Annotated in this window: 7 protein-coding genes; 4 read left to right on the top strand and 3 right to left on the bottom strand. The window is 39.2% G+C overall.

Translation table 11 applies throughout. From position 1 onward, the window contains the following. Positions 1 to 17 precede the first annotated feature (17 nt). On the bottom strand, positions 18 to 1,499 hold the full coding sequence (locus EWM59_RS13955; protein ID WP_130021597.1) for a RagB/SusD family nutrient uptake outer membrane protein: 1,482 nt from the start codon (positions 1,497 to 1,499) through the stop codon (positions 18 to 20). A gap of 41 nt (positions 1,500 to 1,540) precedes the next feature. Then, the gene (locus EWM59_RS13950) at positions 1,541 to 4,555 is read right to left on the bottom strand and encodes a SusC/RagA family TonB-linked outer membrane protein (RefSeq protein WP_130021596.1); all 3,015 of its coding nucleotides are present in this window, start codon (positions 4,553 to 4,555) and stop codon (positions 1,541 to 1,543) included. Between the two features lie 775 nt (positions 4,556 to 5,330). Here EWM59_RS13950 and EWM59_RS13945 point away from each other — a divergent pair. From EWM59_RS13945 to EWM59_RS13935, 3 genes are all read left to right on the top strand, one after another. Beyond that, the gene (locus EWM59_RS13945) at positions 5,331 to 8,261 is read left to right on the top strand and encodes an FAD-binding and (Fe-S)-binding domain-containing protein (protein WP_130021595.1); all 2,931 of its coding nucleotides are present in this window, start codon (positions 5,331 to 5,333) and stop codon (positions 8,259 to 8,261) included. 216 nt (positions 8,262 to 8,477) lie between these two features. Then, a complete protein-coding gene (locus EWM59_RS13940) occupies positions 8,478 to 9,569 on the top strand; it encodes an alpha/beta hydrolase (protein WP_130021594.1) in 1,092 nt (363 codons plus the stop codon). 105 nt (positions 9,570 to 9,674) lie between these two features. Beyond that, positions 9,675 to 11,153 (top strand): leucyl aminopeptidase family protein, encoded by a 1,479-nt coding sequence (locus tag EWM59_RS13935; protein WP_130021593.1) that lies wholly within the window; start codon positions 9,675 to 9,677, stop codon positions 11,151 to 11,153. Positions 11,154 to 11,182: 29 nt separating this feature from the next. On the opposite strand, the gene EWM59_RS13930 is transcribed toward EWM59_RS13935, so the two are convergent. Next, positions 11,183 to 11,719, bottom strand: coding sequence for a cupin domain-containing protein (locus EWM59_RS13930; protein WP_130021592.1), 537 nt, complete (start codon positions 11,717 to 11,719; stop codon positions 11,183 to 11,185). Between the two features lie 294 nt (positions 11,720 to 12,013). On the opposite strand from EWM59_RS13930, the gene EWM59_RS13925 reads away from it, so the two are divergent. Continuing rightward, a complete protein-coding gene (locus EWM59_RS13925) occupies positions 12,014 to 13,528 on the top strand; it encodes a serine hydrolase (protein ID WP_130021591.1) in 1,515 nt (504 codons plus the stop codon). The last annotated feature ends 17 nt before the right edge of the window (positions 13,529 to 13,545 follow it).

Here is a 13,545-nt window from a genome sequence, read left to right as displayed (position 1 = left end):
TTTAAGCTTATAAAGTATTAATACCCAGGATTTTGTTTCAATAATGGGTTGGCATCAATACGTGGTTGAGGAATCGGGAACAATTCTCTTGTTTTATCCGTATTCTTCATAAATTTTCTTTCGTTCGAGAAAGTACCGAAACGTATCATATCATTACGTCTCCAGCCTTCCCATGCAAATTCGCGACCTCTTTCTGCTAAGATGTCAGCAGCAGTCAAAGTAGTTAATGGTGCAATGCCTGATCTTGTTCTGATCATGTTTACACCTGTTAAGGCCTCTGCAGTTTTACCTAATCTGAAAGCTGCTTCTGCTCTTACCAGGATAGCATCTGCTAAACGGAATACTACCAGGTCATTGCTTTGGTCGCCATTAGGGTTATTTCTCTGAATCTCATATTTTTGAGAACGAGCACCTGCTACCTGAAACTCAGGGTCAGCATCAGTCATCTGGTCTTTGTTAAAATCAGTAACAAACGCCAGAGGTTGGTTTTTAGCATCTAATAGTGGCGTACCATCAGCAGCATATTGCTGACCTGTCAACCACATTTTGATACGAGCATCTTTAGAATCAAAAGAGTTATAGAACTCAGCTAAAGTACAGAAACCATTCCATGGAGCATTACCTAAGTTATAGGTGCGTTGATTAGCATAGTGTAGGGTTCGCATCTGGAAGTTCATACCCCCTGCTTTGAAGTTATCGTAAGGTACAGCCCAGATATTTTCAGTTGAACCCTGGTTCTGAACCACGAAGTTATCAAGCGTATTAGCTGATAAAGTATAGCCATTGGGTGAAGTGATAACTTTATTAACAGTATCGTAAGCCTTCTGCCATTCAGGCGTGCCTTTATATACACCTGCATTCAGGTATAATTTAGCTAAAAGCATATTCGCTACGTCCTGATTCATACGGCTATATACTTTACCTGTATTCAGGTTCGGAATAACAGCGTTCAATTCAGACTCGATAAAAGCATATACTTCTGCACGGGTTTTTGTACCTGCATTTGAAGCGGCATCAGTTACAATAGGTACATTACCGAACAAGTCAATAGCCATGAAGTAATAGAAAGCACGAATGGCACGAAGCTCATCAACCGCTTTCTGGTTACTTTTTACTACTACCATTAACTGATTTACCTGTGAGATATTACCGAAGATAAAGCCCCATACACCATTGATAGGGCCATGTTGAGAGGTCCAGGTATGGCGAGAATAAGCTAACCAGTCTCCGTTATCAAACCAGTCACCACCACGTGTAGGCACAATCAACTCATCAGATGTTGCTTCACTTGGGTTAAACCAGTTATCAGTCATACCTCTTAAACCACCATAGGCAGGTCCTAATACAGCCGCAATCTGGTCGTCAGTTTTAGGAAAATTACCGTCGTCAATGATAGAGCTATACACAGGCTCTGTCAGGTCAGTACATGACTGTAAGCTGATTAGACCCAGGCTAAGTGCAGATACAGAAAGTACTTTTATGATATTTTTTCTTTTCATTTTATTGATAGTTTTAATCAGTCTTTTTTAAAAATATGCTATTAGAAAGTAAGGTTAATACCTGCTGTTAAACCACGTGTTTTATAGTAGGTTTCACGTACGTCGATACCCGGAGCTCTCTGGTTATCTCCATCTACTTTTAATGCCTGACTAATTTCAGGATCTACACCTGAGTATTTAGTAAATAATAGTAAGTTGTTACCAGCAATATAGATACGTGCTCTTTTCAGAACGCCTAAGTTAGCAGGTAAAGTATAACCTAATGAAGCATTGTTGACACGAACGTAATTTCCAGATTCAACGTAATAACTCATCGGAATTGTCTGGTTATCGTTGATAGGTGAAGTTAAAGCCGATACAAGCGCATTAGATTCAGCAAGACGACCATCTTGTCTTCCAAGCAACAACTGGTTGGTATTCATGATTTTTGCACCCAGGTTGCTTGTCAACTGGAATTGGAAATCGAATTTTTTGTAAGTAAAGCTGTTTGTTAAACCACCTACAAAGAATGGATTCGGGTCTCCAAGGTAAGTTCTGTCACCAGCACTTTGCTCTATTTTGCCATCACCATTCAAATCTTTGAATACATATTTACCATTTTCAATTCTGTCAACTACTGCTCCGTAGAATACACCAACTGGTTGTCCGGCTTGTAGAACTGAGAAGTTTACAGCCGATGTACCTCTTAGTGCACTACCTAAGTTAGTAGTTAAGAATATCTGGTTCTGAGCCTGGAACAAATCATTCGACAAGCTAAGTACTTTGTTTTTGTTGAATGAACCTGCGAAAGTAGAGCTAAAGGTGAAATCTTTTGTATCAACCCATTGGTAAGTTAGCATAATTTCAACCCCTCTGTTTTGCATACTACCTACGTTAGCAAGGATAGTTGGGAACACATACCCTTTTTCTTGCGGCGCATTTACTACATATAACAAGTCTTTGGTCTGACGAGTGTACCAGTCAATCGAACCTGTCAATCTTGATTTCAACAAAGCAAAGTCGATACCGGCACCGTAGTTTTCGTTAACCTCCCATTTCAGGTTCGGGTTCGGGTTACCTTGGATAGCGTATGATGGTAAGAAGTCGTTAAGTGTTGCATCGTAGTAAGTACCACTTGTACCGTAGAAACCTCTTGAACGCAAAGGTGCGATACCTTCAGAGTTACCGGTTCTACCCCAGCTTACACGAAGTTTCAAGTTGTCGATAGTAGGGTTTCCTTTTAAGAATGGCTCTTCGCTTAAAGTCCAACCAACTGACACAGATGGAAAGAAACCCCATTTGTTGTTATCTCCGAATTTAGTTGAACCATCACGACGCATATTAACCGTTGCAAAATATTTGTTCATTAAGCTGTATTGCACACGACCTAAGAACGAAATCAATTTGTATTCGTTTTTATATGAACCCAAAAGGTTTGGATTGCTTCTGATACCAAGACCTGCACCCAGGTTGTTAGGACCAAAAACATCTGTTAAGAAGTTATTGTTTGAAGCACCAAAACCATCAGAAACAACATCCTGATAAGTATAACCTGCCAATACACTTAAATTACTGTTAGAAGTAATGGCTTTTGTATAGTTTAAAGTAGTTTCTAATTGTCTATCAACTACAGCATCCAAACCTCTTGAAGCCGCATTTCCACCTACTATACGAAGTAAGTTATCAGTGGTAGATTTTGCGTAGAAACTTGAATTTTTGTTTTGGGTACGTAATGTACCACTTACGTTGAAGAATAAACCATCAATAATTGTATAACCTGCCTGTGCATTGAATAGAAGGTCTTGCAGTCTTTCTTTCTGAGAAACACTTTCAAGTACCGCTAATGGGTTAAAGTTACCGAAAGTACCAGGAAGCTGGAAGTAGTTACCATTAGGAGAATAAACAGGGTCGGTAGGACGCATATTCATAGCAAAACCAATGGCTCTTTCCTGAGCAAAACTGGCATCTGCCTGCGAAGCTGACATGTTGAATTTCATCAAAAGTTTTCCATTCATTCCTTTGGCATCCAGATTCAAACGACCATTTAGACGGGCTTTGCTTGAACCAATCAAAGTACCAATCTGGTCCAGAAACCCTAAAGAAGCTCTGTATGAAAAGTTTTCAGAACCACCTGAAACACCCACGTTATGGTTTTGAGACATGGCAGTACGGGTAATTACTTTCAACCAATCGGTGTCAGCACCGCCATCATCAAAAGTCTGGTTGTATTTCTGAGCAGCTTCTCTAAACTGTGCAGCATTCAATAAGTCAGGTCTTTGTGAGATTTTTTCCTGACCAACATATCCGTTGTAATCAACCGTAGTAGCACCTGCTTTACCTCTTTTAGTGTTAATCAAAATTACACCGTTTGAGCCTCTTGAACCGTAAATAGCAGCAGAAGAAGCATCTCTCAATACATCCATTGTTAAAATATCTTCCGGAGCAACGTTTTCGATAGGTGCACCAATCACACCGTCAATTACATATAAAGGCTCACTACCAGCACTCAACGAACCTGTACCACGCAGACGTACAGTAGGACGAGCGTTAGGGTCACCACTACTTTGTGTAATTACCAGACCTGCCACTTTACCTTGTGCAGCCGCCAATGGGTTAGTAACAACCCCAGGGTTAAAATCACGGCTTCCAAGACTGGTTACAGTACCTGAAATTTCTTTTCTTTTCTGCGTACCGTAGCCTACTACCACTACTTCTTCAAGCGCTTTGGTATCGTCTAATAGCGTTACATCAACAACAGTCTGGTTGCCAACAGCAACTTCTTTAGTTTCCATTCCCACGAAACTAAATACTAAAGTTGCATTTTTAGAAATGCCTGATAGTCTGTACGTACCATCAACGTTTGTTTGAGTACCTTTCGAAGTACCTTTTTCCTGCACAGTTACACCTGGTAAACCAGTACCATCAGTACCTTTTACAGTACCCGTAACCGTGACATCCTGTGCCATTACCGCAAATGTAAATGATGTGAGTAACAATACAGCGAGAGTGAAAACAGAATTTTTCACACAAGCCAATAGCCGCTCTGTGAAGCGACCTACTTGGTAGGAATTCATCATAGGTTGTAATTAAAGTGAGTTAATAAATTTTCGTAAAAACTTGTCTATCAGAGTTTTGCCTTATCAGTGTTCCGTTTAGTTTATCCCAATAAAATTGGAATATGGCGAGACAAGATAGAACATTACTGCTAATCAACTTTCAAAACTACAAAAAGAAATATTTAAAGTCCAAAAAAATGAATTAAAAATTAAAGAATTTTAGAAAAAAACTTGCACAAAACACATATTTAGTTGTTTTCTGGGCATAATTCTCGTGATTTTATCCGCTACAACCGAAGAAGATTGTTTGAGAAAGATGAGAAATTATATTTTGCAGCTATCATTCAATTTGTCAATGGCCAGAAATTACTGCTTCAGGTATAATTTTTAGTGAATCACTTTAAATTAAAAAAATACTAATTGATATGCCGTTATATACGTCTTTTTTCTGTGTTTTAACCGCTTTGCAATCGTTTCCATTAGGTAATAGGTGTTCAAGAGAAATATTAGAAAAATGCTAAAATGTTTTATTGGATAACCCTCTCTGTTTTTGTAAAAAACAAATTCTGAACAGGTTTAAAATGCAAAGAATACTTTGGTAAAAAACTGATATTTAAGTACTTGAAAAATAAATTTTAGGATAATGTTTTGAACTTCTTTCAATATACGAAAGTAAATTTTAATGGACATTTGAAAATAATTCTTTTGTACTTTTTAAATAAGTTAGCAGCATATTGACTAATTTTGAAGTCTGATAAAAACGAGTACAGGACATACCCATTAGAATCGACAGAGAATGCTTGACGACCAACTGAAACAGCTTGCCGCAAACCTCGAAGGTGAACTTCATTACGACAAAGTGATGCGAACCCTTTATGCTACTGATGCTTCGGCATATCGTGAAATGCCTTTGGCAGTAGCTATTCCTAAAAACGAATCTGACTTAAAAAAACTCATATCTTTTGCTAAAGAAAACAATACTTCCTTAATCCCCCGTACCGCCGGAACTTCACTGGCAGGGCAGGTAGTTGGGAGTGGTATTGTGGTAGATGTGTCAAGAACTTTTACAAAGATTTTAGAACTGAATAAGGAAGAAAGCTGGGTGAGAGTACAACCCGGAGTGGTGCGTGACGAACTGAATTTATTTCTGAAAGAACATGGTTTGTTTTTTGGGCCGGAAACCTCGACAGCCAACCGTGCCATGATAGGAGGTATGGTAGGAAATAACTCTTGCGGCTCAAATTCGGTAGTTTATGGATCGACCCGTAACCATCTTATGGAAGTAAAAGGCTATCTGAGTGATGGCAGTTTTGTGGAGTTTAAAGACTTAACTATATCTGAATTTCAGGAAAAAAGCATGGCTACTGACGATAGCCTCGAGACAAAGCTTTATCAGCACATCAGTCGGGTATTAAATGATAAAGCTAATCAGGTCGAAATCAGAAAAGAGTTTCCTAAAAGAACCATCGAGCGCCGGAATACGGGCTATGCTATTGATGAATTGCTTGAAACAGAAGTATTTGAGGCAAATAGTAAAGAACCGTTCAATTTCTGTAAACTGATAGCCGGTTCAGAGGGTACGCTGATTTTTCTGACAGAAATTAAAATACATGTAAACCCACTTCCTCCGCGATGCACCGGACTGGTGTGTGTTCATTTCAATTCGGTTAATGAATCTTTAAGAGCCAATCTGATTGCCCTGAAATATAATCCTTCAGCTGTTGAATTGATTGACCATTATATTTTAGAATGTACCAAAGAAAACAAGGAGCAACGGCAGAACCGTTTCTTTGTACAAGGAGACCCGGGTGCTATTTTAGTAGTAGAATTAGCCCGTGATTCGGTAGAGGAAATTCAGCAATTAGCTGCCGGAATGGAAGCAGAAATGCGTGCAGCTGGCTTGGGCTATCATTTTCCGGTCTTGTTTGGCGAAGATACCAAGAAAATCTGGACGCTAAGAAAAGCGGGTTTAGGCTTATTGTCTAATCTTCCGGGTGATGAAAAAGCAGTAGCCGTTATAGAAGATACGGCGGTTGATGTAAATGATTTACCCGAGTTTATCATTGATTTCAATAAGGTATTGGCCGAAAATGGTATGTCGGCAGTACATTATGCACACGCAGGCTCGGGAGAGATACACCTTCGTCCGATTATTAATCTGAAAACCAAAGAGGGGCATCAGCAATTCAGACTAATTGCCGAAGAGATTTCAACCCTGGTTAAAAAATATAAAGGTTCATTATCAGGTGAGCATGGAGATGGCCGTTTGAGAGGAGAGTTCATCCGCCAGCAGATTGGGGAGAAAAACTATAATTTAATTAAGGAGTTAAAACAGGTCTGGGACCCACACAATATATTCAACCCGAATAAGATTGTGGATACTCCGCCAATGGATAAGTTTTTGCGTTATGAGGCGGGGCAACAAACACCGGAGTTTAAGACGATATTCAAATTTCATAACCAAGATATTCTGCAACATGCCGAGCAATGCAATGGCTCAGGCGACTGTCGTAAAACAGAATTAAGTGGGGGTACTATGTGCCCAAGTTACATGGCTACCCGTAATGAAAAAGATACCACACGTGCCAGAGCCAATATTCTGAGAGAGGTATTGACAAAATCGGAAAAACTGAACCGATTCGACAGTAAAGAGGTAAAAGAGGTAATGGATTTATGTCTGGTATGCAAAGGTTGTAAATCAGAATGCCCGTCGAATGTAGATGTAGCTAAACTCAAAATGGAGTTCTTACAGCACTATAACGAAGAACATGGTGTGCCTGTTCGCTCATGGCTAGTAGGTAATTTTTCTAAAATGAGTACCCTTGCTTCTTATGTACCCTGGGCTTATAATCTGATTTTTGATAATGCACCGCTTCGCAAAATAGCTAATCGGGTAGTAGGTTTCCACCCCGAACGTACCATGCCGCTTTTGCAGAAAGATACCCTGAAAAAATGGTATGATAAGCATGTAGCAAAAACAGTAAATAAAAACGCTGAGAAAAAGGTATATCTGTTTTGTGATGAGTTTACTAATTTTAACGATGTAGAAATCGGTAAAAAAACCATATTTCTATTACAAAAATTAGGTTATCAGGTTATCATACCAGACCATGTAGATGCAGGCAGAGCCTATCTGTCAAAAGGGATGCTGAAAGAGGCACAAAAACTGGCGAACAAAAACGTGAGCTTGTTGAAAGACATCATTGATGAAAATACCCCATTGATTGGTGTGGAACCGTCAGCTATTCTGACGTTCAGAGACGAATACCCTGATTTGGTGGCAGATGAACTGATACCTTATGCCAAAAACCTGGCAAAAAATGCCCTGATGGTTGATGAGTTCATAGCCCGTGAAATAGACAGGGGGAATATCAGTAAAAGCAGCTTTACAGAAGAGAAACGGTTAATTAAACTGCATGGACATTGCCAGCAAAAAGCAGTAGCTTCTTTGACTCCTACTAAAAAGATGCTTTCGTTTCCGGCTAACTATGAGGTACATCTGATTCCGTCAGGTTGTTGTGGAATGGCAGGTTCGTTTGGTTATGAAAAAGAACATTTTGATATTTCGATGAAAATAGGCGAACTGGTACTTTTTCCGACTGTCAGAAAACAACCCGAAGAAGTAATTATTGCCGCACCCGGCACAAGTTGCCGCCATCAGATACACGATGGTACAGGCAGAACAGCACTGCACCCCGTAGAAATTTTATGGGAAGCACTCGTATAATTTTATGCTATTAAGTTAGTGTTAAAATTGTATTATTTTTTGAAAACCTGCTTTGGAATAGAATTATCCGAAGAAATTGTGTTTTTAATAGCCACACAAGTATTTGATTTTCAATCTGTTGATAGATTAAAATTGATATTTTTTTTGAACTCAAATATGCAAAAGAAAGTTTTCTTATGTAAGTTTGATGGTTATTTAGGATACAAAGAGTAAAAAATGAGTAATCGTACACTATTAAGTTTAGAACTGGCAACACCTATAGATGATGAGAGACCTGTTTACTTAGCCGGAAATTTTTCTGATTGGTACCCAGATTTAACGGAGTTTGAGATGGAAAAGGTAGGTAAAGGTAAGTACAAGTTTAGTTTTTCGCCAGATAAGAATCTTCCTGAAACCATAGAATATAAGTACACACGCGGAGGCTGGGATTTTGTGGAATTAGATTCGTATGGAAATGCCCCGGCAAACCGTATTGTTACTAAAAAGCAAGGCAATGTAAAGGATTATGTGCCTTTCTGGCGACAAGATAGCTCAACAGCTTCAATCCCTAAGCTGATGCCCAAGGTACAGGTAGTATCTGCAAACTTTCAGATTCCGCAATTAGGCACGACCCGTGCCGTCCATATTCTGCTCCCATATGATTATGAAACCAATACCGATAAGCGGTATCCGGTATTGTATATGCAGGATGGCCAGAATTTGTTTGGAGAAGGGTCAAGTTATGGTAACTGGGAAATAGATAAGCGATTGTCTTTATTAGCCAAGCAGAATAAAGCCGATGTAATTATAGTTGCCATTGACCACGGCGACAAAGACCGTTTTAAAGAATATTCCCCTTATACAGTCGAGAAAAAAGGCAAAGGTATGGGTATGAAATACGCCAATTTTATTGTGCGTACACTCAAACCCTATATTGATAAAAATTATAGAACCAGACCCGAAGCACAATATACAGGTATTGGCGGGAGCTCAATGGGTGCTCTGATTAGTCTGTACACAGGCTTGATGTACCCTGAAACCATTGGTCGTCTGATGGTTTTCTCTCCGTCTTTATGGATTTCTACCAAGATATATTTTGATATTGCCGAGTTCTTTAGTCCTATCAATAGTAAAATCTATTTGTATGGTGGCGGTAAAGAGGGCGCAACGATGATTCCGGGCGTGAGAAAAATTAAAGACACGATAGAGAATCAGCGTTGGAGCACAGATAAAGTAGAGGTAAAACTTTCGCTCGATTCAAAAGGAGCGCATACAGAAAAGCGATGGGGTCAAGAATTTTCTAAAGCTATTGAATGGCTGTTTTATTAAGATTTTAAATGAATTGTTATATAACCACGATTGAATCAGATGAAAGTTTGATGTCAATCGTGGTATATTTGTTTTAACAGCATACCCATTATAAACAGTACTCTCATGAAAATCAATATATCTTCTCAGCAAACTTCACCACAGGCCATAGTTTATCCTTTGAAAGACGATGAAAAATTAGCGGAAAATCTTGCTAAAATTGCCCGTCAGGCAGGTTTAAACCCGGAAATATTACAGAGGGATTTTAAAGCAGGTCTGAAAGAAATGCTCACGCTTTATCCTGCCAAAAAAGGTGTTGAAAAAATCTACTTGATTGGTTTAGGTAAAGCCCCTAAATCTATGGATTTCATTAAAGTATTCCGTTCGTTTTTTTATCAGAATAGGAAAAAACTGCCCCTTTCTATCAGTATCGACCTCAAAACAGGCAAATTAGAAAGCAGTATCGAATATGTGGTAAATGGTGCCTGTCTGGCAGAATATGAAATAGGTATATTCAAGACTGATAAAAAAGAAGGAACAGATTTCTTTGCTGCCGAATCGACTCTTCATATTTATGTAGCAGAAAAAGGGATAGAAAAAACCCAATTGCTGGCACAAATCGGTGAAGAAACCGCCAAGACTCAAATCAGAATCATGACTTTGGTTGATGCTCCTGCTAATAAGAAATATCCTGAAAAAATGGCAGAATATGCGCTGAAAACCGGAGAAATGTATGGGTTTGATGTGAAGGTTTTTGATGAAAAAGAATGTGAGGGTCTGGGTTTAGGTGCATTATTGGCTGTAGGCAAAGGAAGTACAGAGAACCCTCCCAGATTTATTGTAATGGAGTATAACCTATCTGCATTGGCAGATAAACCCTTAAAGAAAGTAGGTTTGGTAGGTAAAGGTGTAACATTTGATACTGGTGGCGTTTCTATCAAGGGTGCTGGTAGTATGAGTTATATGAAATCTGATATGGGAGGTGCCGGAGCAGTTTTAGGAACAATAGAATTAGCTGCCAAATTAAAGCTGCCTGTACATCTGATAGGGGTAATTCCGGTTACAGAAAACTGTGTAGATGGGAATGCCCTGAAACCAAGTGATGTAATCAATACCTATTCAGGCAAAACCATAGAAGTAATAGATACCGATGCCGAAGGGCGCATTATTTTAGCCGATGGACTGTCTTATATCAAGAAAAACTATGAGCCGGACGTAATCATTGATTTGGCAACGCTAACCGGAAACTGTATTTCAGCTTTGGGTTATCATGCGGCAGGTTTATTAGCTAATAATGATGATTTAGCCAACCAATTATTTGAAGTTGGTCAGTTAAGCGGTGAAAAACTTTGGCGTTTGCCCTTGTGGGATGATTACAAAGACATGATGAAATCAGATATTGCTGATGTAAAAAACCTTTCTTCACTTCCTTTAGCCGGAGCAATCACAGCCGCTAAGTTTTTAGAGATTTTTATTGATGGCCATAGCAACTGGGCACATCTGGATATTGCCGGAACGGCCTTTAGCGATTCTGAATATGGCTCGATGAAGTCGGGTACTGCTTTTGGTGTACGATTATTAACTACATGGTTAAGAGGGTTGTAATTGTTTGACTATCAGTTTTACAGGCAGTGTTAGTGCACTGCCGGTGGGGCATCTGCAAATTTCCTGAACTTCCCTGTGATTTTACCAATGGCCAGAAGAATAGGAAATACTAACAATTTGACAGGTTTAGGAATCACAAGCATATCCATTTCTGATTTATATTTTGTCAGAAGAAAGGCTGCATCAAACGGATTTGGCTTGTCATCATTGGCTTCATTAGAAGACTGGTAGATGTGTCTGATAAAATATTCATAATTGTTTGAGGGTTTTACATAGCCTGAGTAATGCAATGGCTCGGTACCCTCATTCCAGAACTGATGCGCTTCCCCGGCTGCGAATGTGTATTCCTGTCCTTCGGTCAGTGAAAACTCTTTTGTGTGCGTTTTGACACGCATTTTGCCTTTGGTAATTTTTACTTTCTCCTCTTGTTTGAAATGAACGTGCATAGGTGGCCCGATGCCCGGCTCTTCAATACCTTCAAATTCAGTTACTTGTCCGTTTGTCTCTGCTGCAGACTTGGTGATGATAAGTGTCTCACCATTTTTTTTGATTGTAAGAGTTTCCATAGTAAGTGTATAGTGTTTTATGAATAATAGGTACAAACTTCGGAACAATCCCTATTTTGAGCAATATTCCAATTTTATATCAGGTTCAATCATAGCCTTGAAAATTTCACATAATTTACCTGAAGTTTTTCTAATATCAAATTATCTGAGAAGCTATTTATCAATAGGAACGTGTCTTTAAGAAGATATTTTAGTTTTAGTGTTCAGACGCATGAAATTCAATATAATTTCGAAGGATTTAGAAAATTCTCATACGTTTTTTCTTATTTTTGGTCATAACCTAAACTGAATCTGATGAAAAATATTTATTTGCTTCTTCTCCTGTGTATCTTCTCTCCGACACTTGCACAAAAGAAAAAAACAAAAGCAGTTGCTCCGGTTGATACACTTCAACAACTGGATGTATTTGTAAATAGTATGCTGGCTGAATGGGCAGTGCCGGGTACAGCCCTATGTATTGTAAAAGATGGCAAACTGCTATATGCCAAAGGCTATGGGGTTAAAGATATTAAAACCAAAACTCCTGTTACGGCAAATACTTTATTTGGCATTGCTTCCTGTTCTAAATCATTTACGTCGGCTTGTTTGTCTATTCTGGCAGATGAGGGTAAATTAGACTGGAATAAACCTGTGAAAGAGTATATGCCTGACTTTCAGTTGTATGACGAATACGCTACCCGTACCCTTACTGCCCGTGATTTGGTTTCTCATCGCTCCGGCCTGCCCCGTCATGATTATGTATGGGTATCAGCACCTCTGAACAGAAAGGAAATGTTTGACAGGCTGAAATACCTGCCATTGAATAAGCCTGTCTATGCGCAGTACCAGTATAATAACCTGATGTATATGGCCGCAGGGGTATTGATTGAACGCCTGTCGGGCAAAACCTGGGAAGAATTTATGCGTGAGAAAATCCTTTACCCGATAGGTATGAAAACCACCGTGCTGACTTATCCTGAAATGTTGAAAAATAAGGATTATTCGCTTTCATATGATGATGAAAAGAATCTGGTGAAAGAAGCAGGTTTTGATAGCAATGTAGATGGTATTGGCCCGGCCGGAGCTGTAAAAGCCAATGTAACAGAAATGTCGAATTGGTTGCTATTGCAGTTAAATAAAGGGAAAGTAGGAGATAAAGTAATTATTTCTGAGAAAAATCTTAACGAAAATCATACCCCTTTAGCCGTAGTACAACCTGCCGAAGCCAAGTATCCTGAATTAGGGTTTGGTACTTATGGGATGGGGTGGACAATCAATACCTATCGTGGGCATTTACGTCGCCAGCATGGGGGGTCAATTGAAGGCTATCGCTCACAGATGACCGTTTTTCCCAATGATAATCTGGCTGTATTTATTACGACCAATACGGGGGTTGTCGGCTATAATTTTGTAACAACCATTACTAATTATATTGCAGATACCTATCTGGAAAAAAACGTGATAGACTGGAACAGCCGATTGAGAAAGGATTTTGTGGAAGCCAAAGAGAAATCGGCTAAGGCAAAAACAGATAACGAAAATCAGCGACAAAAAGACACTAAACCTACCCACGCCTTGGCCAGTTACGCAGGTACTTTCGAGCATCCTGCTTACGGGAAATTAGTGATTAATGTAGATAGCGATGCCCTGAAAGCTGATTTTCATACGGAGAAAATTTCTTTACGCCATTACCATTACGATATTTTTGAGGGCTTAGGCGATTGGGAAAACATCAAGTTTAAGTTTCTGATGAATTCTAAAGGTGAAATAGACAGAGTATCCTTAGAAATGCCTGCCGCTGCTATGGATATTGAACTGAAAAAGAAATGATATGAAGTGCCTTCTGA

Source organism: Emticicia agri (assembly GCF_004168285.1).
Taxonomy (GTDB): domain Bacteria; phylum Bacteroidota; class Bacteroidia; order Cytophagales; family Spirosomataceae; genus Emticicia; species Emticicia agri.
The sequence above is the reverse complement of the archived record's forward strand: the minus strand, read 5'-3'. Positions and strand labels throughout refer to the sequence as shown.

Excerpts from the sequence above, each read along its gene's own strand:
- EWM59_RS13955 (WP_130021597.1), bottom strand. The coding sequence starts at position 1,499 with ATGAAAAGAAAAAATATCATAAAAGTACTTTCTGTATCTGCACTTAGC.
- EWM59_RS13950 (WP_130021596.1), bottom strand. The coding sequence starts at position 4,555 with ATGATGAATTCCTACCAAGTAGGTCGCTTCACAGAGCGGCTATTGGCT.
- EWM59_RS13945 (WP_130021595.1), top strand. The coding sequence starts at position 5,331 with ATGCTTGACGACCAACTGAAACAGCTTGCCGCAAACCTCGAAGGTGAA.
- EWM59_RS13940 (WP_130021594.1), top strand. The coding sequence starts at position 8,478 with ATGAGTAATCGTACACTATTAAGTTTAGAACTGGCAACACCTATAGAT.
- EWM59_RS13935 (WP_130021593.1), top strand. The coding sequence starts at position 9,675 with ATGAAAATCAATATATCTTCTCAGCAAACTTCACCACAGGCCATAGTT.
- EWM59_RS13930 (WP_130021592.1), bottom strand. The coding sequence starts at position 11,719 with ATGGAAACTCTTACAATCAAAAAAAATGGTGAGACACTTATCATCACC.
- EWM59_RS13925 (WP_130021591.1), top strand. The coding sequence starts at position 12,014 with ATGAAAAATATTTATTTGCTTCTTCTCCTGTGTATCTTCTCTCCGACA.